Annotated in this window: 26 protein-coding genes; 12 read left to right on the forward strand and 14 right to left on the reverse strand. The window is 41.2% G+C overall.

The genetic code is table 11. The features are described 5' to 3' along the window. Positions 1–13 precede the first annotated feature (13 nt). The 3 genes from HWQ58_RS27925 (at position 14) to HWQ58_RS27935 (ending at position 1507) form a co-directional block, all read left to right on the forward strand. Entirely contained in the window at positions 14–586 is a 573-nt protein-coding gene (locus HWQ58_RS27925; RefSeq protein ID WP_292870225.1) for a hypothetical protein, read from the forward strand. Positions 587–946: 360 nt separating this feature from the next. After that, a complete protein-coding gene (locus HWQ58_RS27930) occupies positions 947–1186 on the forward strand; it encodes a hypothetical protein (RefSeq protein WP_292870228.1) in 240 nt (79 codons plus the stop codon). A 63-nt stretch (positions 1187–1249) separates the two neighbouring features. Further along, entirely contained in the window at positions 1250–1507 is a 258-nt protein-coding gene (locus tag HWQ58_RS27935; RefSeq protein WP_292870231.1) for a hypothetical protein, read from the forward strand. 85 nt (positions 1508–1592) lie between these two features. Here the strand turns inward: HWQ58_RS27935 and plsY are convergent, their stop codons facing one another. The 4 genes from plsY to HWQ58_RS27955 all read right to left on the reverse strand — a co-directional run bounded on the left by plsY (position 1593) and on the right by HWQ58_RS27955 (position 5048). After that, complete coding sequence (gene plsY, locus HWQ58_RS27940; RefSeq protein WP_292870234.1) at positions 1593–2273, reverse strand: glycerol-3-phosphate 1-O-acyltransferase PlsY; 681 nt, start codon at positions 2271–2273, stop codon at positions 1593–1595. A 90-nt stretch (positions 2274–2363) separates the two neighbouring features. Then, the gene (locus HWQ58_RS27945; protein WP_292870237.1) at positions 2364–3638 is read right to left on the reverse strand and encodes a DUF3086 domain-containing protein; all 1275 of its coding nucleotides are present in this window, start codon (positions 3636–3638) and stop codon (positions 2364–2366) included. 136 nt (positions 3639–3774) lie between these two features. Further along, positions 3775–4161 (reverse strand): DUF3119 family protein, encoded by a 387-nt coding sequence (locus tag HWQ58_RS27950; protein ID WP_292870239.1) that lies wholly within the window; start codon positions 4159–4161, stop codon positions 3775–3777. A gap of 92 nt (positions 4162–4253) precedes the next feature. Next, a complete protein-coding gene (locus HWQ58_RS27955; protein ID WP_292870242.1) occupies positions 4254–5048 on the reverse strand; it encodes an MlaE family lipid ABC transporter permease subunit in 795 nt (264 codons plus the stop codon). Between the two features lie 502 nt (positions 5049–5550). Here HWQ58_RS27955 and HWQ58_RS27960 point away from each other — a divergent pair. The 3 genes from HWQ58_RS27960 (at position 5551) to aroH (ending at position 7743) form a co-directional block, all read left to right on the forward strand. Next, positions 5551–5847 carry a hypothetical protein gene (locus tag HWQ58_RS27960; RefSeq protein WP_292870244.1) on the forward strand — a complete coding sequence of 99 codons (297 nt, stop codon included), beginning with the start codon at positions 5551–5553 and terminating at the stop codon, positions 5845–5847. Positions 5848–6381: 534 nt separating this feature from the next. Then, positions 6382–7203 carry a signal peptide peptidase SppA gene (gene sppA, locus HWQ58_RS27965; RefSeq protein ID WP_292870247.1) on the forward strand — a complete coding sequence of 274 codons (822 nt, stop codon included), beginning with the start codon at positions 6382–6384 and terminating at the stop codon, positions 7201–7203. A 126-nt stretch (positions 7204–7329) separates the two neighbouring features. Beyond that, on the forward strand, positions 7330–7743 hold the full coding sequence (gene aroH / locus HWQ58_RS27970) for a chorismate mutase (RefSeq protein ID WP_292870250.1): 414 nt from the start codon (positions 7330–7332) through the stop codon (positions 7741–7743). Positions 7744–7758: 15 nt separating this feature from the next. On the opposite strand, the gene HWQ58_RS27975 is transcribed toward aroH, so the two are convergent. Then, positions 7759–8160: a type II toxin-antitoxin system VapC family toxin gene (locus HWQ58_RS27975; RefSeq protein WP_292870253.1), complete on the reverse strand. Its 402-nt coding sequence runs from the start codon at positions 8158–8160 to the stop codon at positions 7759–7761. Next, entirely contained in the window at positions 8157–8513 is a 357-nt protein-coding gene (locus tag HWQ58_RS27980; RefSeq protein ID WP_292870256.1) for a CopG family transcriptional regulator, read from the reverse strand. The genes HWQ58_RS27975 and HWQ58_RS27980 overlap by 4 nt, the downstream gene beginning before the upstream one ends. Before the next feature lie 64 nt (positions 8514–8577). Here HWQ58_RS27980 and HWQ58_RS27985 point away from each other — a divergent pair, with 64 nt between their 5' ends. Beyond that, a complete protein-coding gene (locus HWQ58_RS27985; protein WP_292870259.1) occupies positions 8578–8805 on the forward strand; it encodes a DUF4926 domain-containing protein in 228 nt (75 codons plus the stop codon). 67 nt (positions 8806–8872) lie between these two features. Here HWQ58_RS27985 and HWQ58_RS27990 read toward each other — a convergent pair whose 3' ends face one another. Further along, positions 8873–9025 (reverse strand): hypothetical protein, encoded by a 153-nt coding sequence (locus HWQ58_RS27990; RefSeq protein ID WP_292870262.1) that lies wholly within the window; start codon positions 9023–9025, stop codon positions 8873–8875. 221 nt (positions 9026–9246) lie between these two features. Here HWQ58_RS27990 and treS point away from each other — a divergent pair, with 221 nt between their 5' ends. The 3 genes from treS (at position 9247) to HWQ58_RS28005 (ending at position 13337) form a co-directional block, all read left to right on the forward strand. Beyond that, the gene (gene treS / locus HWQ58_RS27995; protein WP_292870265.1) at positions 9247–12633 is read left to right on the forward strand and encodes a maltose alpha-D-glucosyltransferase; all 3387 of its coding nucleotides are present in this window, start codon (positions 9247–9249) and stop codon (positions 12631–12633) included. Positions 12634–12687: 54 nt separating this feature from the next. After that, positions 12688–12888 carry a hypothetical protein gene (locus HWQ58_RS28000; protein WP_292870268.1) on the forward strand — a complete coding sequence of 67 codons (201 nt, stop codon included), beginning with the start codon at positions 12688–12690 and terminating at the stop codon, positions 12886–12888. A 242-nt stretch (positions 12889–13130) separates the two neighbouring features. Continuing rightward, positions 13131–13337 carry a hypothetical protein gene (locus HWQ58_RS28005; protein ID WP_292870271.1) on the forward strand — a complete coding sequence of 69 codons (207 nt, stop codon included), beginning with the start codon at positions 13131–13133 and terminating at the stop codon, positions 13335–13337. Between the two features lie 16 nt (positions 13338–13353). On the opposite strand, the gene HWQ58_RS28010 is transcribed toward HWQ58_RS28005, so the two are convergent. From HWQ58_RS28010 to HWQ58_RS28030, 5 genes are all read right to left on the reverse strand, one after another. After that, a complete protein-coding gene (locus HWQ58_RS28010; RefSeq protein WP_292870274.1) occupies positions 13354–13767 on the reverse strand; it encodes a PIN domain-containing protein in 414 nt (137 codons plus the stop codon). Next, the gene (locus HWQ58_RS28015; protein ID WP_292870277.1) at positions 13754–14014 is read right to left on the reverse strand and encodes a DUF2281 domain-containing protein; all 261 of its coding nucleotides are present in this window, start codon (positions 14012–14014) and stop codon (positions 13754–13756) included. The genes HWQ58_RS28010 and HWQ58_RS28015 overlap by 14 nt, the downstream gene beginning before the upstream one ends. Positions 14015–14267: 253 nt before the next feature. Continuing rightward, positions 14268–14975 carry an alpha-ketoglutarate-dependent dioxygenase AlkB gene (locus HWQ58_RS28020; protein ID WP_292870280.1) on the reverse strand — a complete coding sequence of 236 codons (708 nt, stop codon included), beginning with the start codon at positions 14973–14975 and terminating at the stop codon, positions 14268–14270. A 1-nt stretch (position 14976) separates the two neighbouring features. Next, on the reverse strand, positions 14977–15882 hold the full coding sequence (locus HWQ58_RS28025) for a hypothetical protein (RefSeq protein WP_292870283.1): 906 nt from the start codon (positions 15880–15882) through the stop codon (positions 14977–14979). Positions 15883–16791: 909 nt separating this feature from the next. Next, positions 16792–17952: an LLM class flavin-dependent oxidoreductase gene (locus tag HWQ58_RS28030; RefSeq protein ID WP_292870285.1), complete on the reverse strand. Its 1161-nt coding sequence runs from the start codon at positions 17950–17952 to the stop codon at positions 16792–16794. Positions 17953–18371: 419 nt separating this feature from the next. On the opposite strand from HWQ58_RS28030, the gene HWQ58_RS28035 reads away from it, so the two are divergent. Then, positions 18372–18575 carry a phage integrase N-terminal SAM-like domain-containing protein gene (locus tag HWQ58_RS28035; protein ID WP_366838759.1) on the forward strand — a complete coding sequence of 68 codons (204 nt, stop codon included), beginning with the start codon at positions 18372–18374 and terminating at the stop codon, positions 18573–18575. Positions 18576–18935: 360 nt separating this feature from the next. Here HWQ58_RS28035 and HWQ58_RS28040 read toward each other — a convergent pair whose 3' ends face one another. Continuing rightward, positions 18936–19808, reverse strand: a complete 873-nt coding sequence (locus HWQ58_RS28040; RefSeq protein ID WP_292870291.1) for a protein kinase family protein — start codon at positions 19806–19808, stop codon at positions 18936–18938. Positions 19809–19966: 158 nt separating this feature from the next. Here HWQ58_RS28040 and HWQ58_RS28045 point away from each other — a divergent pair, with 158 nt between their 5' ends. Next, complete coding sequence (locus HWQ58_RS28045) at positions 19967–20200, forward strand: hypothetical protein (protein WP_292870294.1); 234 nt, start codon at positions 19967–19969, stop codon at positions 20198–20200. Between the two features lie 208 nt (positions 20201–20408). Here the strand turns inward: HWQ58_RS28045 and HWQ58_RS28050 are convergent, their stop codons facing one another. Continuing rightward, entirely contained in the window at positions 20409–22622 is a 2214-nt protein-coding gene (locus HWQ58_RS28050) for a phosphoketolase (protein ID WP_292870297.1), read from the reverse strand. Positions 22623–22788: the final 166 nt, after the last annotated feature.

A 22788-nucleotide genomic window follows, 5' to 3' on the forward strand; every position in this document is an offset into this window, starting at 1 on the left:
GATATTTGCAACCATGAAAAAGAATATTAACTTGTCAGGAAATAATCTAGAACGTTCTTATTTCCTACCTATAGCTTCCTTAATTTTCTCGGTTGCTATGTTCTTGTTGGTAGGTCGCGCTGTAGCTAATAACGCCGTTCTGCGTTCCGTATTTTCCTGTCAAGCACAAGGTTTAGGGGGACTAATACCTACGATCGACGTTTGGTATAAACAAGGAACAAACTTAAGTTTTATTCCGGCTGGAGAAGTAATTAAAAAAGTTTGGTTAAATGATCCATCAGAAGTAACTATGGATTTTGATGGCCCAGTATGTATGCAGTTTGGTCAAGAAGCTAATAGTAATTCAGGAGATTGTAAAAACTCCGCAGCAAATGTAATTCAACTCAGACGAATTCAAAAACTGGACATTCCTGGACTTCCTCCCACTAGCGATACACTTTTAACAGTTGTTACCGAAGCGCAAGGTAAAAACAAGTTGTATACTTTTAAAGTGATATATAAAACAGATAATCCTGAATATCACACTTTAGCAGTTTTTCCCGATCCTTCTGGTCAGGAAGGAGCTTGTGCGAAAGTTTTACAATAAATAAAGTTCTAGCAAAATTACCCGATAGCTACAGAAGTTTACCGTCGATAAAAAGCGTTGATGCTTACGTATGTCTGCATTGTAGCCGATCAAAAGCCTTGCTATAATTCCCTCCTTTTAAAAAACGGTTAAGGAGGATTTAAGCCTTTAGGCAGTTTTATTTGTTTACATAGCACGGTTAAAATAATATGTGGACAGTCGTGTAGCTAGTAGTTAAATCAATTGAAAAACGCTAGAACTTAACAGATTTAACTGACTCAGGCATTTTTAGCCTATATCTTTATAAATCTTCAGATAAAAACTAACCACAAATTCCAAAATCGTGTAAATATAAAGAAAAGCTTAAGAGGTTACAGACTCATGGTGACAGCGAAAATGATGCAACAGCTTTGGGCTGTAATCGAGTCTACCCAGGTCAACACCCTGCTCCAGTTTGATGATGCCGCTTTAGTACAATTGCTTCTCCAGCAGTTAAAAGCGAAGCAAGGTCTTGATGCTCAGTCAGATAGCACACTCAATACTTACATAAAATCTAAACTGCCTCTAATTCGGGATACGGCTGAAGGTCGATTATCTTTAGGGCAAGGCGGCAATTATTAGTCCGAAAAATCAAATGATTGCTCGTTGCCAATCATACGCTCAGAGTTGAAACAGTGGAATATTATGAATAACTGGCTAGTAATTGCCCTAGTAGCTTATCTAATTGGAGCAGCGATTGAAGGGGTGAGTACAGCCAGTCAGCTATCTCATTCAATGCCAGAATTAGCTAAAAACACACAAGCTCATCCTTCAGAGTCTGAAACTGAGTCTAGTTCAAGTTGGCGAGTTGTGGCCGCCATTGCCTCAGTCAGTATTTGTGGAGCTTTTTTCTGGCCTTGCCGCCTTTTCCACCGTTTAATTAAAGGCAACGTTCGTTCATAATCCTAAAACATCAATATAGATAGTAATTCTCTTAGAAGCTCTCCCCTTCTGAGAGAAGAGTTTTGAGTTTGCTCTCGCTTACCTATCATGCAGTTTGTTCGGGTTCTGTCGCTACAGGTTGCCCAATTTTTGGCTCCGTTCCCGCAAACAGTCGTTCAATATTAGTGCGATGGCGCAAAATTACATACAACCCACCGGCAATCCCAAACAGAATATAGGGTAAGGGTTGATGTAAAAGTACCATGAAAATGGAAACTGCGATCGCACCTGCAATTGAACTTAAAGAAACAATCCGCGATATTGCCATAACGACAGCAAACACACTCGCTGTTGCTAAACCTACCTGCCAACTCATTGCCAACAAAATCCCCAAGCTGATAGCAACAGATTTACCACCCGTAAAGCCCAAAAAAATTGATTTACTATGTCCCAGAATGGCAGCTAACCCAGATATTGTTACTAACCACGGCTGCCACAGTTGTACATCTACCGTTGGAGGGATATAATTTTGAATTGGTTCAAAGTTGAACAACCAATAAACTAGAGCGATCGCTAATACTCCCTTTAAGGAATCAAGTACTAAAACCAATGCTCCTGGCCCTTTCCCCAAGGTTCTTAGTACATTAGTTGCGCCAGTGGAACCTGAACCAACCGCCCGAATATCAATACCTTTTAACTGCTTCACAGCAATATAGCCAGTGGGAAAAGAACCCAGCAGGTAAGCTATGACCACAATTGCTCCGCACAGAGTTAACCAAATAACCATAATAAGATTCAAAATTCAAAATTTAAAAAAGTCAAGAGGTATTACTCTTGACCAATGACTAATGACTAATGACCAATGACCAATGACCAATTAAAAGTCATCATCATAGTTTCTCACTATTTTGGGGTCAGGAGCAAAGGCTAACCACAGGGGAAATTGCAGCAGTGACAGACTGATTTGCTCTTCGGAATCGTCAATAATAATTAAAGGCAGTTGATTGGCTTTCGTCAATCGGTCTGCTTTTTGAGCCAGAGCATCAGATGCCTCAAATAATACCACACCTCGGTCTGGGCCGAAATCTGGGCGACCGATTCCCAGACAGTCTTGCAAACCGCGCCGCCATTCACCTAATCGCTCCGGTGTATTAGCTAAGACTAAAGTACGGACGCGATCGCCATAGAGCTTGTGTAATATCGAAATTGCAGCTGAGGCAATCAGAATATTTTGTAAGCGACTACCCATTGTCCGCAAACCACCCCTTCCTCCTTGGGTAAAAAACCAGTTGGAAACTCGTTCAGCGTGGATTGGTTCAAAGGTACGGCGTAGTTGCCACGGTGGACCGTAGTAATCTGGTTTACTGCGGTATTGGTCAATTAGGCGGCGAATTTGCTTTGTAGTATCTTGAAACTGCTGTTGGGCAAATTGGGGTATTCCAGGTTGGGGTTCAGCTGGTTTAGCCTCTTTTACAGATGGTTTTTCTCGTTCCACCACACTTGGCGTTAGTTGCAACTGTTCAGCCGCAGAGGCCAAATCCTGTAAACTACCCGTGAGATAGTCTTTAAAACCCTGCACCCGGATTGCCAAGTCTTGGGATGTACCAGCAAAAGTAGTTCGCATCTCGTTGCGGATACGTTCTTGACGGCGTTCTAATTGTTCTACAGAAATTTGCAGGGTTTGTTTGCGTTGTTCTAATTGCACTAGCGACTCTTGCACGAGTCGTCCCAGTGAGGTTTGAGTTTCACTCACCTGTGCCTGAAGCTTTTCGTAAGAGGCTTGCAGCTTGGCTATTTCTGACTTGAGAGCTACTTCAGCACTCTGCAACTCTGCCACTCGCTGCTCTGCTTCTGCATATAATGAATAATTTCCCGATCCTATTTCAGACCCCAGAGCGACATTTTCCGCTTCTAACTGCGCGACAAACTCGCCATTTGAATTTTCTGTTAGCTCTACTGTAGAATCTACCACTTCTGCATTGGAAATGAGTGGCTCAAAAGTTGTGTAGTCCTCTGATGAGCTAATGGTTTTTGTGTCTACTACTGACTCAACTGATGGATTGACTGGATGTTCAACTGCATTATTCTCTTCTGGTTTTTCTGCCAACCGCTCATCAATTGGTTCTGGGGTTTGAGATGCCTCTGGGTTCATAAACAATAGTGTAATTCCTATGACGCGAATAAATAGCTTTCAGAAATCTTACAATTGACCTGCCATAAAAGTCCTGAGCATGAGTGCTGAGTTCTGAGTTTATATCAAAACGACTCAGCACAGATGGCACTCAGCACTAAATACGCGGACAACGTTGTTCTAAACAAGTTTTCAAGGTGTTGGGGTCAAATAAAATCGGCAAAAAGTGAATACTTTTAATTTCTTTAAAGTAAAACAATATGGGGACTCTATTCCAAAATATCCGCCAGTTTTGCCATTCCTGGTAGGGAAAGCGCCGAATCAATTTTTCGCCTCTGTAAATATCTAAGTCGGTAGCGGTAAATTGCAAACGCAGCGTTAACGCCTGAAACATGAGAAACAAACCAAACAGCGTGAAAACACAGCCTACCCAAGGTTGTACCAACAGTAGTGGAATCGCGGCAATCACCAACACTATAGGTATATTGTAACTAGGCTTGAGTTCCACAGTTGATGTGGAGTTAGAAGCAAATGAACTGGTCACATTCTTAAATCCTGCTTTATTTAGTAGGCATCTCTCCTATTTTAGGAGTCAGGAGTTAGGAGTTAAAATTCCTCACTCCTAACTCATCAGTTTTATATACCTATGAATGCACTGCCAGTCCCCTGAAACATTAACCAAGAAAGAAAGAAGTTGCTAACAAATATAATCAGCAAGGCAGTCACAACAGCAGTTGTAGTTGACTGTCCTACACCTTTAGCACCTCCTGTTGTCGTCAACCCCCAACTGCAACCAATTACAGCGATTAAAATGCCAAAACAACAGGCTTTAATCATGGCGCTAAAAATATCCCAGAGACCAAGAAAGTTACGGGCTGAGTCTAGAAATACCGTATCAGACAGGTTGTAGATATTTGTCGCAATGATGAATCCTCCGAACATCCCTGTCACCAAAGACAGAAGGGTTAAAATTGGTAGCATTAAACAGCAAGCAAGGACGCGGGGAATAACCAGATAATCGATTGGATCTGTTCTTAACATCAACATGGCATCGATTTGTTCTGAGACTCGCATGGTACCGATTTCTGCTGCAAAGGCAGAACCGACTCGTCCTGCCAAAACTACTGCTGTCAACACGGGAGAGAGTTCTCGTGTCAAAGCTACAGAAAGCACTCCGCCGATAATGTTTCCGGCGCCAAAGTTGATAAATTCCCGTGCTACCTGAATGGTAAACACTGCGCCAACGAAAATAGCCGTCAATAGGGCAATAAATAAGGAATCTGGCCCAACTGCTGCCATTTGTTCTAAGGTGTTGCGCCGATGGATTTTGCCTCTCAATAGGTGAACTAGTACTTGTCCACCCAGAAAAATCGCCGCCAGCAGCCGCTGACTCCATTCCCCTAAACTGGATTTGGATGTAGTCTGGTTCAATGTTCTGTAGCTAACTCGGTAACTGCCTTAAGAATAGCGGAAGTCATGGGGAATAGGGAATGGGGCATTGGCCAAACAGGGCATTGAGAAGAGGGGGGAGATAAGGGAGAGACTTGTCCAATAATTTCCCTTTGTCTCCCTTATCCTCCTCATCTCCCCCTGCCCCGTGCCCCCTGCTCCCCTACCCTCATCTCCCCACTCCCCCAACAAGACTGAATATTAACTTAGATTAAAGATGTTCTCAGAAAATGAAGCTGTTATTAAACGTGCTGCAAAGCAATAAATAAGTAGTAGCCTTGGCTTTAACCTCCATTTTGCAAGGTTTTTGTAAATTTAAGTCGTTTTTTAGATCCCCAGCATGGGCTGTAACTGCTAGCCGTTTATTTTAATGAAAACTTAAGATTTTTGACAGATTGGCAGCTCTGGAGCGATCGCCCGTATTCTAGAAATTGACAAACCGCTATTGGGCTTTTGTCATCTCTACTCACGGAGTTTGTCTTAAATGACTATTTTCACTAACTTTCTCCGCTCCCTAGTACTGACAATCATTTTTAGTTTTGTCGTTCCTATGTTTTTCATTGGCGGCGGATTCCTCCTTCTATCCCTCATTGGTCACTTCCCTGGCTTACAAGACTTAACTGAGGCGATCGCAACTGAGATTATGCATTTTCTCGCCACTTTCGGCAGTGGAACTCCCCTACGCGGATTATTTGTAATTAGCTTAACCTGTAGTTTCGTTGGGGCGCTGTTTGATATGTTCGTATATTATAGGTATCAAATTTTACGGATAAATTCTTGAGTAGTGAAATAGCTTCATCAGGAGATTATTGGGCTGTAGAAGACAGGAGAAAGTGATATTTCCAAGAGTGAAAGTACTACCAATCTTAACCTAAACAGAGATTGGTGTTGCTGAATCAATTTTTATTAATTAAATTAAGTATTGATTAAATATTTATATATTCATTATTTATTAGTTATTCATTACTGACAACTAGTAAATGTGTGTGACCGTAGTAAAACCAGTCCTAAAACATTCAAAAAGTCAGAATAACAAGGCATTGGGAATTTTTAATTTGGCAAAATAGCTAAAATAGTCTTTCTAAATCATCACGTTAACGCTAAACTAGAGTTTGGCATTTTGTGTTAGCTGCAATCTTTAAGGATTTGATTAGCATTAATCGGGGATATTAAATAAAACTCACTGAAAAATATAAAAATTTCCTTAAAATTTTGACGATCGCAATGCCTGCTCATGTTTCTTAACAGAGGAAAGCAGGTCGTCTGACCGTTGGGGATCTTATATTGAATTTATTACGAGGTATGTTGACAGCTCATGGTTTGGCCGTTTAAGCCCAAGTTTAGAAAACAAATTGCGCGGATTGAAATTACTGGTGCGATCGCCGGTGCTACTCGCAAACGCGTCCTAGAAGCCCTGAAAACTGTAGAAGAAAAAAAGTTTCCGGCATTATTGCTACGTATCGATAGTCCTGGCGGTACAGTCGGAGATTCTCAAGAAATCTACAGTGCCCTGAAGCGTTTGCGCGAAAAAATCAAAGTTGTCGCTAGCTTTGGCAATATTTCGGCTTCTGGAGGAGTCTATATCGGCATGGGAGCCGAACACATCGTCGCCAACCCAGGTACGATTACGGGTAGTATTGGTGTGATTCTGCGTGGGAATAACTTGGAACGCTTGCTAGAAAAAATCGGTGTTTCCTTCCAGGTAATTAAGTCTGGCCCTTACAAAGACATTTTGGCTTTTGACCGGGAACTGACTCAACCAGAAGAAAATATCCTGCAAGAGTTGATTGACACAAGTTATCAGCAATTTGTCCAAACAGTAGCTGAGGGTCGTTCTTTAACAGTAGAAGCTGTGAAAAGTTTCGCTGATGGGCGGATTTTTACTGGACAGCAAGCCCTAGCCTTGGGTGTTGTAGACCGCCTGGGCACAGAAGAAGATGCCCGTCGTTGGACAGCAGAACTGGTTGGTCTCGATCCAGAAAAAACTCTCTGCTATACCCTAGAAGAGCGTAAACCTTTATTGAGTCGCTTTATACCAGGGAGTCGTCAATTTTCATCAGGAATTGGGGCTGGTATTGATTGGCTCGAATTTGAAATGTCTACTAGTGGTTTGCCTCTGTGGTTATATCGACCATAAATAGTTGTTTGTCATTAGTCATTAGTCCTTTGTCCTTTGTTCACAGTCAAATGACCAATGACCAAATGACCAAATGACCAATGACCAATGACCAATGACCAATGACCAATTAAGGAGGATTTTGGCGTGGACTGGCAAATGCGGGCTATTCGCGGAGCAACAACCGCTTCAGAAAATACTGTTGAGACAATCCGAGAGATGGTGACAGAACTACTAGATGAACTGGAAAACCGGAATCAATTCCAGCCAACGGACATCATTAGTGTGACTTTTTCAGTGACACGCGATTTGGATGCTATTTTTCCAGCTGCGATCGCAAGAGCGCGTCCTGGTTGGGATAATGTGGCTATGTTGGATGTGCAACAAATGCACGTTGAAGGCAGCTTACAGCGCTGTATTCGCTTCTTAATTCACGCTTATTTGCCAACCTCTGCCTCAATTCATCATGTTTATTTACGCAACGCCACTAGCTTGCGTCCCGACTGGAGTTTGCCTCAGACTTTACAAGCATCACAGCAAGCAGTTAAGTCAAAAGTGTAAGAATACTTAATATTTTTAAGGTGAAATCCAGTTTTCCAACTGTAAATTAGAAATGCGGCTGTAGTGACGAGTATTGTTTGTTACTAAAGTGTAATTTTCTGCAACTGCAACACTAGCAATTAGTAAATCAAATTCAGCAATAGTTTGTCCTATTCTACGGAGTTCTGCCTTTAATTCACCATACTTTCTCAGAGCAGGATCGGTTAAAGGTACAACGGGTAAGTTTTGAATAAATTCTTCAGCACGAGTTAAATTTTCCACTACTCGTTGAGAATTATAAGCACCAAAATATAACTCAGCAACCGTGATGCTGCAAATATAAATTTGCTCCCAGCCTATTTCTCTCACTTTAGTTCTGACCAAATTAATATCTTTAATCCAATAGATGCAAGTATCAGTATCAAGTAAATAAGTCATAGACTAATGTCATTGTTAGAAATAGTACGGCTATCATAAATATCTTTGACTATTTCCTCAGCAGTACGTTCATCTTCCCAAGGGCCAAGCCTTTCCATAAACGTGTCTAGTGGATGCGATTTTGGCTGCTCAGATGAGAGAATGATTTCATTCAATATCAATTGATTTGCCTCTGTAACTCCTAATTTTTTGGTTTCCTCTTTAGCTATAACCATAATTTGCATCAAGGTTATAGCCTGACGCAAAACATCACTTTTACTCGTGCCTATTTTATTTGCTAATTCGTCTAATATCTGATTTAGTTCAGGTGACAAATCTAAGTTTAAGCGAACCATCTTTTGAGTGTTAGTCATGGTTCCATCCTTGTGTAAAATCTTAAGTACATTATAGTTGGCTGAAGCTATAAGATTTACAGCGATGATGATTCAAGAACTTGACAGAATTCTTCTGACAACTAATCTCCCAGAATACAGTTTAGAGCACAGTGATATAGGTACAGTTGTTTTGGTACATCAGGGTGGTAAAGGATATGAGGTTGAATGTGTCACACTAGATGGGGAAACTGTGGCAATTGTTTCACTCCACAGCATACAAGTACGTCCCATTGGTAGAAGAGAAATTGTACGATCGCAGGTGATGAATTAATCCTATCGTCGCATATATTTACTCGTAAAGATTCAGATGGTGGGTATTGACAAAGGGGACATAAAGGTTAGAGTATCGCAATCATCAACAAAGACCTGCCACCAGAACCAGAGCCAGAACAACTAAACCAGCAGCCAAAGAAAAAACTGGTAGAAACGATCGTCAAGCAGGCGATCGCGATCGACCAGCTGCTATAAAAAGCTTCTGCCTTTTGCCTCAAAACCCGTAACTTTGTACTTCATGCAAATGAAAACTGCTATATGTATATACGCAGTTGGTATGATTATTTATGACTAAATATAGCTCGTTTGGTAGTTTCATTACTTAAGTAAGAAAGTGTAAACATTACTCGTGTAAGATAAATAAGCTGATAATCTCAGCGATTGTATCAAGTAAAAATATAGTTCTATTAGATATGCGATCGCATATCTTTTTAAAATAATGCCAAACTCCAGCTTGAAAGATGACTCATTATGGTTCAAAAATGCAATTATCTACGAACTAGGTGTTCGCACATTTGCTGACAGTAATGGTGATGGGATTGGTGATTTTCCAGGGCTGACAGAAAAACTAGACTATTTACAAGATTTAGGTATTACTGCCATTTGGTTGTTACCTTTCTTTCCTTCACCACTTAGAGATGATGGTTACGATATTGCCGATTACACTAGTATCAATCCTATCTATGGCACGTTGGAAGACTTTAAAGCGTTTTTGAGCGCTGCTCATCAACGGGGTATCCGGGTAATTATTGAGTTAATTATTAACCATACCTCTGACCAACATCCTTGGTTTCAAAGAGCACGTCGCGCCCCGAAAGGGAGTCAGGAGCGAGATTTTTATGTTTGGAGTGATACTCCTGAAAAATACCAAGAAGCGCGAATTATCTTCCAAGATTTTGAGACATCTAACTGGGCTTGGGATTCAGTTGCCAAAGCTTATTGCTGGCATCGTTTCTATTCCCATCAGCCGGATTTGAATTATGACAATCCCTTGGTACGCCAAGCAGTATTTGATGTTCTAGATTTTTGGTTGGAGATGGGTGTAGATGGACTACGCATGGATGCTGTGCCTTATCTATACGAACGGCAAGGAACGAACTGCGAAAACTTACCCGAAACCCATGCGTATTTGAAGGAGTTGCGATCGCACATCGACGCGAAATTTCCTAACCGGATGTTACTAGCTGAGGCGAACCAATGGCCTGAAGATGCAGCGCAATATTACGGTGCAGGGGATGAGTGTCACATGAACTTTCATTTTCCCCTAATGCCGCGTTTGTTTATGGCAGTGCGGATGGAAGATAATTTCCCGATTGTAGATATTCTTCAGCAAACTCCATCGATTCCTGATAACTGTCAGTGGGCATTGTTCCTCCGCAACCATGACGAACTGACTCTAGAAATGGTGACAGATGAAGACCGCGATTTTATGTATGGGGTCTATGCACAAGACCCAATGATGCGGGTAAATTTAGGCATCCGCCGCAGATTAGCGCCGCTTTTGGGCAATGACCGCCGCCAAATTGAGTTACTCAATAGTTTACTATTATCTTTGCCAGGAACCCCCGTACTTTACTACGGTGATGAAATTGGCATGGGAGATAACGTTTATCTAGGCGATCGCAATGGTGTTCGCACACCTATGCAGTGGAGTTCTGACCGCAACGCTGGTTTTAGTCGCGCCAACCCACAACGCTTGTATCTACCCGTCATCGTTGACTCAGAATATCACTACGAAGCACTCAACGTCGAGGCACAACGGACTAATAGCAATTCTCTTTGGTATTGGATGAAACGTTTACTCGCTACTCGCAAACGGTTTGCGGCATTGGGTGAAGGGCGTTTTGAATTGGTACAGTCTAATAATCGCAAAGTTTTTGCCTTCAGCCGGATTACCTCTGAAGAAGATGTCTTGGTAGTAGCAAATTTATCTCGTTACGTGCAAACGGTAGCCTTAGATTTATCAAGCTTCAATGGGCTACTCCCAGTAGAAATTTTTGGTTCTACTGAGTTTCCCCTGATTACAGAATCGCCCTATTTCCTCAGCTTAAGTCCTTACGGGTTTTACTGGTTCACCTTACAACGTAAACCTAGCTCAACTCAACCCCCTAAACCCCAAGCAGATTTAGCAACTTTGCTGGTAAATGGTTCATGGCAGAATGTGATTTCGCAACGAGAGTCAAAAAGCATTCTAGAATCAACACTGCGGGATTACCTCTATACCTGTAGCTGGTTTGGCGGTAAAACTCAGACTATACAATCAGTACAAATCATCGAAGCGATTTCTTTGCCTTATAATCAGCAGACAGCTCAAATTGTTTGGTTGCAAGTAGATTATACCCAGGGAAACCACGAAACTTATCTGTTATTTCTCGCCTATGCAGAAGGTGAGCAAGCAACACATCTTTTAGCAGAAATGCCGCAAGCTGTGATTGCACGGCTTGGAGTGCAAGGCAAAACAGACACTCCTCCACCCAACACTCAAGAAGGTGGAATTTTATTTGATGCTTTAGCAGACAAGAACTTTCTTACCTCACTGCTAGATGATGCGATCGCTAATCATCACTCTTATAAAGGGATAACCGGAGAATTATTTGCCACTACTAATGATTCATTCTCCGAATTGCGCCGACAATTAACCAATAGTGAGGCGACTGTCCTGAATAAAGAAGAACAAACTAATACTTATATAGTTTATGGCGATCGCTTGTTGTTGAAACTCTTCCGCAAAGTCGAAGAGGGTTTGCACCCAGATTTAGAAATCCGGCGTTTCTTATACCAGAAAAAACGCTTGCAACAATCAGTTTTCCTAGCTGGTGCTTTAGAGTACCGCCGTGCAAATAAAACAGGCAATAAAACTGCTCTACCCACGACTATAGGCATATTACAAGAGTTTATTTCAGATATTCGCAGTGGCTGGGACTACACCCTTGATAGTTTGCAAAAGTACTTTGATTTAGTGACCACAGAACACGCCACTATTACCGAAGTGCCTCTGCCATCAGGTTCCTTGTTGGATTTACAGAGAAATGAGATTCCAGAATTGGCAATTGCAACTATCACTTCTTACCTGCAAAGTGTTGATCTGTTGGGTAAATCCACAGCTGAATTCCATATAGCGCTGGCTACAAATATAGATAGCTCAGACTTTGCTCCAGAATCTTTTTCATCACTTTATCAACGTTCGATATATCAAAATGCACGGAACTTAACTGGACAAGTATTTCGGTTGTTAAAAGAACGAGCAAAGTACTTGCCAACCGATACTCAACCATTAGCATTAGAAGTTCTTAATAGCCAACAGAAAATCTTAGAACGCTTTCAATTAGTTGTCGGGCAAAAAATTACTGCATTGCGTACTCGTCATCATGGAAACTACCATTTATCGCAAGTATTTTACACAGGAAAAGACTTTATTATTCCTGATTTTGAAGGCAAAGCAGATCGCAGTTTCAGCGAACGACGTATAAAGCGATCGCCTCTACAAGATGTAGCAGGAATGTTGCTATCTTTCAACTATGCAGTTAACGAAGCTCTGAGCTATCAAAAAGAATCTGGGATGATCCTGCCTGAAAATTTACCCCTTATAGAACAATGGGGACAGTTTTGGTATACCTGGGTTAGTACTAGCTTTTTGAATTCTTATTTAGAAACTGCTAGTCAAGAATCTTTCCTTCCCAAGACAACACAAGAACTAGATGTGCTGCTTTTTGCCTATCTTCTAGAGCAAGCGATTGATGGACTAGGTAATGAACTAAATAATCGCTCCGATCGAGTAGAAATTCCACTCCAATTTATTCTGCGATTACTGAGTGAAACTGCTTAAACAGTTTTTCTTAGTACGAACAAACTGCAAGAAATAATATTAGGAGGAAGAAAAATGAGTAACAAAACTGGTGAACTGACAAGAACAATTTTTTGGAAAGGCAATGCAGAAGAATTTCTAGGTAAGTATTATAACTTACAATTTATTCCGAGAGTAGGTGAAGAAGTACAATTAAAAAACAAAACATGGCTAGTGAAGAGAATTATTTATACTCCTGAAATAGATGACATAACTATCATTGTGGAAAATAAATAGTTTCACCTTAAATGGTTATGGATTGTACGGTTCTGTAATACTCTCAACAGTTTTTGGGTAAGGATTCAGGTGGTGAAGTATTGACAAAGGGGACACAAAGGTTAGAGTATCGCAATCATGAACAAAGACCTGGATAGTTAACCCTGATTTTTACGTTCCATTTTTGATACCTTAATTTTCGACCTGAATCCTTACATTTACTCTAAGGCAATGGGGCGATCGCACTTCCTTCAGTTGTCTTTTTGAGTGCTAAACGACTGAAGTCGCGGCTATACAAACAAAATCTGCCTTTGCAGGTTTTAAAGCGTAGTACGGAAATCTTAACTGTAGGTTGGGTTTCACTGCGTTCAACCCAACAGAGACGGGAATGTTGGGTTTCGTTCCTCAACCCAACCTACAACTACAACTTCATCCCATTGGGAGAAGAGAAATTGCGCGATCGCGGCTGATAAATTTATAATTATTTCAAAATAGGAGGTTTTCAAAAGGATAACTTTGCTTCCAGCGATAGGTATTAAAGTCACGCTGATCTACTGAAAAAATGCGTCCATGCCCTAAATGTTCTGCTAAAATTACCAGGGAAGCATCAGCCAAATCCATTGGAAGATCAGCATATTTTTTCATTAATTCAATAATTCGAGCAGTATGGTGAAGTTCTAAATTAAAAATTGTAAATAATTCTTCTTGCAGACTATTTATAAAAATAATTTCAGCGTCAATTCCCTTGCGAGTTAGCAAAAGATAACAGGTTTCTGTGACAACACACCATGTTGTAATTAAAGGTTCATTATATTGTTTTAAAGATTGTTTTGCTCTTTCATGGTAGGTGTCTTTTTTATCAATAAGAGCTAACCAAAATCCTGTATCAACGATGATCATATTTATTATCTAATGTATTAGATAATACGTCTTTATATGTGGTCGATAAATTTTCTTCCACAGAACAACAACCAATTAATCCAATTTCATCAAACTTTTCATAGAGACTTTTTTCCTGACTATGATTTTCTGATTCTGGTTGTGGATAACGCTTTTTGAGTAACTGAATAAAATCAAGTAGTAATATTTGAGCTTCTTCTGGTAAAGTATCAATATCTCTATATATTTCTTCAAATTTTATAAGCATAATTAACTTCTCAGATTGAGGAAAATTTTCAGTATGACCTTATTATAGACTGCTTTTCAACCTGAGTGAGGTGATTGGTGAAGTCGAAATCTGTGCATTCGTCTTCATCAAATATTGCTTAATCTAATGTTTGAACTTGGGTTAAACAGCCAGAAAGTTCAGAAACCTTAGCAATATAACCCTGATGTACTGAATCAAAGGTAAAAATTACTTGAAATTTAATAATAAAACGCCTAATGTGAATTAGATGCGCTTACCCTGCTAAAATAACTTTTCTAAAAGTTAATGAAACTCGGCGTTCTCGTCTTATCACTTGTCCTTGAAACTTATCAACTTTTCTAGGAGCAATGCTGTGAGTCCATTTGTATCTAGCATCCTCTTTGAGGATTACTATACTTTTAGGTTCAAGCAGTATAGGTATTTTTTCACCTGTTAAAACGTTTGTAAAATTCATAATACAAAAAGAGCCTAGACTTAGAGAAATAATTGTGTCAGTGAAACAAGGAACACAATCAATATGACTAGTGATACCTTGACCCGGTAAATATTCATTCACAATAACTTGGTCGGGTAGTGTATCAATCAAATTATTTTCATATAGCTTGTATGCTAACTCTAATGCCCAATCTGGTAAGGCGCCTATTTGCATGGAAGTATCAATTATTCGAGCCTTATAATTATACTTGTAGCCATAGTGCTGCACCCTTCTTTTGAAGTCTGACAGCCAACATTTATCGTCTAGCTTTTGTAGAAGGTAATCATGCTTTGATTGAGTTATAAATTCGGGGATATATTTCAGTCCATTTATCTCATTAATTTCGACAATCTTATAAGAACTATCTTGTTTAGAAACCTCAAAGACTAAATTTAGCTCTAGTTGCTGTATGTCTGGGCTTGATTTAACTGTATTTATTTGGTGATTATTAATACTGTCACTAGCTTTATTATTCTTCGTTTTCATACTATTTTATTCTTAATAAATCGTAGTACAATTGTACAGCCTTATAATTATTATACTCATTCATAGTATATTCATAAAATATTTCTTCTTTTAACGAGCCATTTATTAAGCTCTCAAATTGTGGTAATGAACTTCTAAATTGATGCCATTTAATATTTTTAGTTTCTACTTGTGGGTTTTGAAATATAACATATACTTGATTGAATTTGTACTGCATCAATATAGTTCTTACTATAGCTACTAAATCTTGTACGTTAAGTGATGTACTTGCAAAAAAATAGGAGAAATTTAAAATAATTAATATATCAGGCTGTTGCGATATATACTTACTTATCATACCTACAAGATCATTATAGCTTTCTAAAAAATCAAAGGTGCTATCTTTACTGAAGTGTCTACCTAAACTAAATTCTTTTGCTTTCTTAAGCATAGGTTGAGCTCGATCAATTCCAATGTAATGAAAAGCTATTCTATTTTTACAACCAATAAACTGCATATATGCATGGGCGAATGCTAAACCCGAACTTAGTGGGCCACAACCAAAATCAATAAATAGTGGAGATGGGTTATAGAAGTATGGATCGCTATCGTAGGAAACATAACCATTAAATAAATTCCAGTGCTTACAAAAAATATGATAGCTACTCATTACGTGCATCTGCATATATTGATAGCAGTATAGTAAGACTTTGGCATCAGGATTTAGTTCATTAAAAGATACACTAAAATCTGCTGTTCCTTGTTCTAAAATAGATTTTCTATGATATTCGGCAGTTGTATTTAGTATTTCTGTCTGCCAAGCATCTGTCTTAATATGATTATTGTAAGGACGTTTTACTAATTGTTCAAAACATTCCTTCATGTCGCTAGGTACTGGGTATTTTATCGCTTGGATTAAATTTTCCATAATCAACAGTCGCAGTTTTATTCAGCACTACAACTAAAAATTATGTGTTATAAATAACAGAAAGGTTAAGGGTAATATTCCTTAAACAATATTGCTTTAATTGAATATAGAGAGTCTGTATTTTTAACTAGCTTTTATCCAGAAAAACACTTAGGTAGGAGCATCACATTAGATTGCCTCCAGCTTTAATGTACTAACACGATCGCACCTTTCCTCAACCCTCCCCAGTCAATCCATTAAACGCCATATTTTCCATAAAAGTATCGCGTTTTGTCTTGGGTTGTAAATCAACTTTTGAACTCGTAAACTAACTTTTGTGACTTGTAAAGCAGCTTTTGCGACTCGTAAACTAGCTTTTGCGACTCGTAAACTAACTTTTGAACTCGTAAACTAACTTTTGCGACTTGTAAACTAACTTTTGAACTCGTAAACTAGCTTTTGCGACTTGTAAACTAACTTTTGAACTCGTAAACTAACTTTTGAACTCGTAAACCTGTTATTGTCAACGAATTTCAGCAAATTTATACTAATTTGAAAAAAGAATGCAACGATAGAATTTACGTCTTTGCACAAGCGACCGTGATATTGACCTATTGGCAGGCGAATGCACTTGGTAATATCGCTGGAAGTCCAGTGCTTGGATGGCTTGCTACAATAGCTTCCCTGCGAACGGCGCTGAGTGCGGGAACGCTGGTGTACATTACGACGATACCGATCTTACTCATCGCCCAGCGACGGTGGAAGCGCGCGCAGCAGATGCCTATGGTTACGGAAGAACAGTAGCCTTTATGTAGCACAGGAGCAGACATCTGGGTTCGAGGTGAGAAGGCGCTTATTTCTGCCGCCGAACGCCTGCGTCAGCCGCGCCCACTGACGGACGTCGGCTGCACGCAATGGTTGGGCTATCCATCAGACTGAAAATGCCTTACCGTCAGTTTGACTTTTTGGTGTCGTCCCATGCGCGGCCCGATCGATCCGGGGCCAGACCTCGTTCGCCATCAGCTCCATAGAGCGTCGGGCGAGCGCTGGATTGGTCCAGTCGTGGCCCGTGTAGAGCAGTGTGCCGAACGCGCCGACCTCGTTGCGGAATGCAAGAATCTGATCTGCGACGCTCTGGGGGGTTCCCGCGATTACGAGACGCTCAATGCACCGCTTCGTAGAGAGCTCGGAATCCGGCTGGTCGGGAAAGTCGCGCATGACGTCCAGCGCGCCGGCCTTCGCGAGCTTGGTCTTCATGACGTGGAAGTAGAAGTCGTGCGCGCCGTCCTCGCGATGCACGTAGCGATGTGCCGTGGCCTCGTCATCGGCCACGAAAACGCTGCGCGCCACGCGCCACCCGGAAGCATCGGCACAGAGGCCCGCCGATCGCCGGCCTTCCAGGTAGTTCTTAATGTGGGCCCGGACGACATACGCACCCAGGTAGGTCGCCGAGATTCCGAACCAGCCGCGCGCTCCCGCGGCGTGCGGTCCCTGAGCGTCCGGTCGGATCGAGGTGATGGCGATGGGCGGATGGGGCTCTTGCAGCGGTCGGACAGCGACACCCACTCCGATGTTCCGATCAAGCGAGCGCTCGGTGGTGGTTCGGTAGAACTTGCCTTCGATCCGGTACGGCGGCTCTTCGCTCCAGATCCGGCATATATGTTCGAGCGCCTCCTGGGTCTTGCGTTTTCGGTCCGAGCCGAAATCTCCGAGGGCTTCTGCGTCGCCGGGAACGCCGGGTCCGACTCCCAGAATCAATCGACCCTGCACCAGGTGGTCCACCATCGCGACCTGCGCCGCCACCATCGCCGGGTGGTAGTTGGCGAGCGGAAGCACGCCGGTACCGAAGGTGATCGACGGGCACGCATCGGCAAGATTCGCAATGAAAGCGAGGCTCGAGGTGATCGTCTCGGCCGAGTCGACGAGATGCTCGCCGATGAAGGCCTCGCGGTAGCCGAGCCGGTCGGCGAGCACGACCGCTTCGCGATCCTCGCAAAGAACGTCCCCATAGGAACGAGACGGCGGGTGGACAGGCTGGATGAAGAATCCGAGCTTCAGGGAGTTCTGCATTGAGTCTTTATAGTCGTTCATTCGTTCCGTGCCGCCCAACTATTTATTATACGGAAACTTTACGTATAATCTTTTTTTAATCCTGATATATCAGGCATTCTAAGGAAATCCTGTTTGAATATACGGAAAACTTCTTTTTTACCCCCTTTTTTGGGTATTATACAGAATTTTTCCGTATAACCACCCTTCACAGGAGGATTATATGGAATTTTTCCTTATATCCCTTGGTGTTATCAAGAACTTTTCCGTATAACATCCTGATTTAGAGTATTAAACGGAATTTTTCTGTATAACACCGATGGAACAACGCCCAAAGAAACTGCTTGAACAAGTACAAGATGTTATCCGGCTTAAAGACTATTCTTACCAAACAGAGAAGACTTACATTTACTAGATTCGACGCTATATCCTTTTTCATAATAAACGCCATCCTTTCATACATGGGAAGTACCGAAATAGAAACGTTTTTAACGCATCTTGCGGTTAATGAAAATGTGGCTGCATCAACGCAAAATCAAGCACTTCATGCTGTTATTATAAGGAAACGATCGCCTTCTGATTTTAATTTAGCGATCGCATCTCAATACTGCTTAATTCTTAACCGAGAAGTATTGCTATTTATCCTGTCTGCTAAATTCTTTTAAATAAAAAAACGCAAATATACGCATTGCAACGTTATTTTCAGCGTTTGTATACGTATATTTGCGATAAAATTAAAAACAATTCCAGCTTTAATGCACTAACGCGATCGCACGTTTCGTTAACGCTTCAGCAGTTAATCCATTAAACGCCATCAACTCTCCAGCACTGGCTCGTACAAGTACGTCCCATTGGTAAAAAATTGCGCGATCGCGACTGATGAATTAATGTGAACACTGCGATCGCATTTCCTCAACTTGTCTTATTTATCGCTTTATAACTGAAGTCGTGGCTATCCTAATAAAACCTGCAAAGGCAGGTTTTTAAAGGGAAAATATTGCTCAATTTTCCCAATTATTTATTAATTACTGTTTTAATTTGCTTGCCTGTGATATTTCACGCCAAAAATCGAGGGCTGTTTGGGTTCTGTCAGCAACGTGTCTACGTAGCGCTTTTGCTATCGTGTACTTATATGGTGAAGAGAGCTTTTTTGCTAATTGGCGTGGCTTTCCTGCCAATATTTCTTCATATGTAAAAGGTGGAATATATCCAATTAATAAACTTAATAATAATAACCCTGTGTGGTATATATCTACCTGTCGTCCAATCTTTCCATATTCTTTGGGAGCAAGAAATTCCGGAGGCAGCATCCATTCTGCAAGTATAGTATTAAAAATATTAATATCATTTTCTAATCTACTTATTCCTAAGTCTCCAATTTTGAACATAAAAACTGGCTCTTTATTTGGAATTAATCTATCGTACATCAATGAGACAAAAACATTTCCAGGATGGATATCTTTGTGAACGTAACCAGCGCTGTGCATGAAGTGAATTCCACATAATAGGTCTCGTGCAAGGCATGGTAATAAAATCTCACCTGCTAAATCTGGTATCTCAAGCAAGTCTTTAAGTGTACAATGACAACGCTCTATAATTAGGTAAAAAGTATTACGATACTCAAAAGCATCATATATATAAGTAATATTTGGATGCCGTAGGTGTACTAGCTTATTTAACTCTTCTGACCACTCTTGGTGAACCTGCTCATAAGTACGGTTTTGAGGCACAAGAACTTTAGCTACTAGTTCATTTTCCCACTCATCTTGACATTCGTATACCAAGCCAAAGGAACCTTGTCCTAGACTTTCACCAATTAAGTATCTTTGATTAATAATATCTCCAGGTTGAGGAGGGCGAAACAACTTTGGTAGCTGGAATTTTTGACGATTAATCATTGTGGCTTTAGCCTCATTATTAAAACCCCTATAATAGCAAATACTACCCAAGAAATCACTTAGGTGGGTGTATCACATCATATTATGTCTATTCAGCTTTAATGCACTAACATGATCGCACCTTTCGTCAAGCCTCCCCAGTCAATCCATTAAACGCCATGTTTTCCATAAAAGTATCGCGCTTTGTCCTGGCTTGGAAATCAACTTTTGCGACTCGTAAACTAACTTTTGCGACTCGTAAACTAGCTTTTGCGACTCGTAAACTAGCTTTTGCGACTCGTAAACTAGCTTTTGCGACTCGTAAACTAGCTTTTGCGACTCGTAAACTAGCTTTTGCGACTCGTAAACTAGCTTTTGCGACTCGTAAACTAACTTTTGAACTCGTAAACTAGCTTTTGCGACTCGTAAACTAACTTTTAAACTCGTAAACTAACTTTTAAACTCGTAAACCTGTTATTGTCAACGAAATTCAGCAAAATTACCCCTATTTATCCTGTCTGCTAAATTCTTTTAAATAAAAAACGCAAATATACGCATTGAACGCAATTTTTCAGCGTTTCTATACGTATATTTGCGATAAAACGAGAAACTATTCTAACTTTAATGCACTAACGCGATCGCACGTTTCGTCAACGCTTCAGCAGTCAATCCATTAAACGCCATCAACTCGCCAGCACTGGCTGTAGTTTCGCCACGCTTCCACGCAAAAGTGTCGCGCTTCACTGTACTCCGTAACAAAATTGGTTCGAGTACCGCCGCCGCACCACCCGTCACAGCAATTAACGCATCGCCATCAAATAATTCGGCAAATTTCGCATCATCTAAGAAACCGCCTTCGGGTTGGGAACAGATATCCCACGCTGTATCATGGCTACGGTACAATTGCCGAGGATTGATAACAGAAACTATCTTCGCACCAATACCTTCAGTTTCCAAGAAAGCAGCAGCTTCAAATACTGGCATTAATGTCATATCACCAATTACAGCAAATACAACTTGTTTATCGCCAGCGACTTCGTGTAATAGCACTGCACCATCGCGCAACCCTTGACGAGTTTGTTCTAAAGTGGTGCGAATTTGCAACGGCGATTTACTTGCAGTAATTACAATTCCCTTATTCTTACTTTTCAATGCCCAGTCATAACAGACTTGAATACTGTTAGCATCAGGGGGAAATAATGGAAAAACATTTCCATTTCGCATCAAGGAAGCAAAGTAAGCCTCAATTTCAGGACGTTGGTGAGTCCAACCGTTGCGTCCTTGCTCTAATGCGCCAGCTGTGAATAAAGTAATAGTCGAGGGAGTTGGACGGCGCAATTCTGCCATTGCTTGAGTCACAGTTTGCCAAATTGGTACTCCGTTGATGGCAAAAGATTCGTAGGAACACCACAAAGTTCTCGCACCCATTAACGCCAAACCCGCAGCTAAACCGGCACAAGCATCTTCACTCAATGGTTCATAAACTTGTCCGTTTGGCGCTTGATAATATAAGTCGTCGGTTGTGGGGTGGATAATCTTTAATGCTTGGTTGATGTTAGCAATTCCAGATGCTTCATTACCATCGGCGTTGGTGACAAGGAAATTCTCATCTTTATTTCCAACTATTCCTACCAATCGTCCCATCGCAGTTGTGGAAACTTTTGGTTCGCCACCGACTGCATATTCTTCTAAAGGTAATTCGCCTAATTCTGGCAATGGGAATTCAAATTCTGTCACCACAGTTTTGGCTGCTGGGCCACCACCAGCACGTTCTGCATTTGTTCTAACCAATTGCCAAGCTTGGGCAGACAAAGCACGGGTTTGCAATGCACTAATAATATGAGGAGCATTTAGCGTATCTTTGGGATAGAGATTGTGAGATTTTGCCCCCCGCGCGTGGACTCCTGCACCTTTGAGTTGTTTAATGATGAAGACGGTAAGTTTACCACCAAGGGCCGATCGCGCTGCTTTATCTACGCCGGAAAGTACTGCTTGAGTAAATTCTAGCCGCTTCTCAAAGGAAAAGGCGGTACTATCAACGTAATCCCCTGGTTGGTCTTGATCGTCGAAATCTTTGGCATCAACTAATACAACTTCATCAAAACCGTTACCTTGCCAATATGCTTGCATCTCTGGGTTGGTTTTTAGGGAAACCATGCTGTGATGTTCTTGGCTGTAACCGTTCCACACCAACACCGGTAAAAAGTTGGTGACATCAGGATAAGCAGTATGAAAGTGAGCGATCGCACTGACAATATAAGGCTCACCCAATCCCCCATCCCCAACTGTAAAGGGGAATAATTTATCTTTGTGCAATAGTGCAGCCGCCATTGCAAAGTGTTGCCCTTGTCCCAAAGGCCCAGCAGGTGCGAGAATACCGGGAATGAAACCAGAAAGATGTCCTAATAATCCGTGCTTTTCTCGGAAGCGATCGCGCAATTGTTGGACTGTAAAAATTCCCATGTCCTCTAGGGAACGATCCAAGAACATAGCACAATAAAATCCAGGGGCGTGGTGTCCCACTTCGGTAATAATGTTCTTGTATCCCAGCATGACAAGAGATGCGTAAGCTTCTGCTTGGCTGGCGAATCCGCCGGGATGCCCAGAAGCTTTACTAGCTGTAACTTGCAAAATCAGGTAGCGTAAGGCATCGGCAGCCAGTAAAGTTTGATATACAGCTGCTTTGTCTGTGGGATCTGCGATCGCTATTTTGCCCGACTCAATAGCAGGAGTTGCACCATAAGTTTCAAAATCTGGTAAGGCTTCACCAAAATATTGAATCCCTTCAGAAAAACCGGGAAGCGCTGAAGATGCCTTTGGGGAGATTGCAGTCATGCTGAGTACCTTTTGACGATGAGGTGAAACTGTAGATGCTTGTTGAATTTAACAAAAATTTTACATCTTCGAGGTTGTAACAGTTTATTGCTTTTTTGCAACGTTAGAATAAGTACTTTAAATGGTTACGCAACCAAAATTTCAGTTAGTTGAAGTAGCAAAAAAA

This window comes from Nostoc sp. LPT, from assembly GCF_017115165.1.
GTDB lineage: Bacteria > Cyanobacteriota > Cyanobacteriia > Cyanobacteriales > Nostocaceae > Nostoc.

What these genes read in the sequence shown, in the direction of transcription:
- HWQ58_RS27925 (WP_292870225.1), top strand. Translation starts at nt 14, where the DNA reads ATGAAAAAGAATATTAACTTGTCAGGAAATAATCTAGAACGTTCTTAT.
- HWQ58_RS27930 (WP_292870228.1), top strand. Translation starts at nt 947, where the DNA reads ATGGTGACAGCGAAAATGATGCAACAGCTTTGGGCTGTAATCGAGTCT.
- HWQ58_RS27935 (WP_292870231.1), top strand. Translation starts at nt 1,250, where the DNA reads ATGAATAACTGGCTAGTAATTGCCCTAGTAGCTTATCTAATTGGAGCA.
- plsY (WP_292870234.1), bottom strand. Translation starts at nt 2,273, where the DNA reads ATGGTTATTTGGTTAACTCTGTGCGGAGCAATTGTGGTCATAGCTTAC.
- HWQ58_RS27945 (WP_292870237.1), bottom strand. Translation starts at nt 3,638, where the DNA reads ATGAACCCAGAGGCATCTCAAACCCCAGAACCAATTGATGAGCGGTTG.
- HWQ58_RS27960 (WP_292870244.1), top strand. Translation starts at nt 5,551, where the DNA reads ATGACTATTTTCACTAACTTTCTCCGCTCCCTAGTACTGACAATCATT.
- sppA (WP_292870247.1), top strand. Translation starts at nt 6,382, where the DNA reads ATGGTTTGGCCGTTTAAGCCCAAGTTTAGAAAACAAATTGCGCGGATT.
- HWQ58_RS27975 (WP_292870253.1), bottom strand. Translation starts at nt 8,160, where the DNA reads ATGACTTATTTACTTGATACTGATACTTGCATCTATTGGATTAAAGAT.
- HWQ58_RS27980 (WP_292870256.1), bottom strand. Translation starts at nt 8,513, where the DNA reads ATGACTAACACTCAAAAGATGGTTCGCTTAAACTTAGATTTGTCACCT.
- HWQ58_RS27985 (WP_292870259.1), top strand. Translation starts at nt 8,578, where the DNA reads ATGATGATTCAAGAACTTGACAGAATTCTTCTGACAACTAATCTCCCA.
- treS (WP_292870265.1), top strand. Translation starts at nt 9,247, where the DNA reads ATGCCAAACTCCAGCTTGAAAGATGACTCATTATGGTTCAAAAATGCA.
- HWQ58_RS28000 (WP_292870268.1), top strand. Translation starts at nt 12,688, where the DNA reads ATGAGTAACAAAACTGGTGAACTGACAAGAACAATTTTTTGGAAAGGC.
- HWQ58_RS28010 (WP_292870274.1), bottom strand. Translation starts at nt 13,767, where the DNA reads ATGATCATCGTTGATACAGGATTTTGGTTAGCTCTTATTGATAAAAAA.
- HWQ58_RS28015 (WP_292870277.1), bottom strand. Translation starts at nt 14,014, where the DNA reads ATGCTTATAAAATTTGAAGAAATATATAGAGATATTGATACTTTACCA.
- HWQ58_RS28020 (WP_292870280.1), bottom strand. Translation starts at nt 14,975, where the DNA reads ATGAAAACGAAGAATAATAAAGCTAGTGACAGTATTAATAATCACCAA.
- HWQ58_RS28025 (WP_292870283.1), bottom strand. Translation starts at nt 15,882, where the DNA reads ATGGAAAATTTAATCCAAGCGATAAAATACCCAGTACCTAGCGACATG.
- HWQ58_RS28030 (WP_292870285.1), bottom strand. Translation starts at nt 17,952, where the DNA reads ATGAACGACTATAAAGACTCAATGCAGAACTCCCTGAAGCTCGGATTC.
- HWQ58_RS28035 (WP_366838759.1), top strand. Translation starts at nt 18,372, where the DNA reads ATGGGAAGTACCGAAATAGAAACGTTTTTAACGCATCTTGCGGTTAAT.
- HWQ58_RS28040 (WP_292870291.1), bottom strand. Translation starts at nt 19,808, where the DNA reads ATGATTAATCGTCAAAAATTCCAGCTACCAAAGTTGTTTCGCCCTCCT.
- HWQ58_RS28045 (WP_292870294.1), top strand. Translation starts at nt 19,967, where the DNA reads ATGTTTTCCATAAAAGTATCGCGCTTTGTCCTGGCTTGGAAATCAACT.
- HWQ58_RS28050 (WP_292870297.1), bottom strand. Translation starts at nt 22,622, where the DNA reads ATGACTGCAATCTCCCCAAAGGCATCTTCAGCGCTTCCCGGTTTTTCT.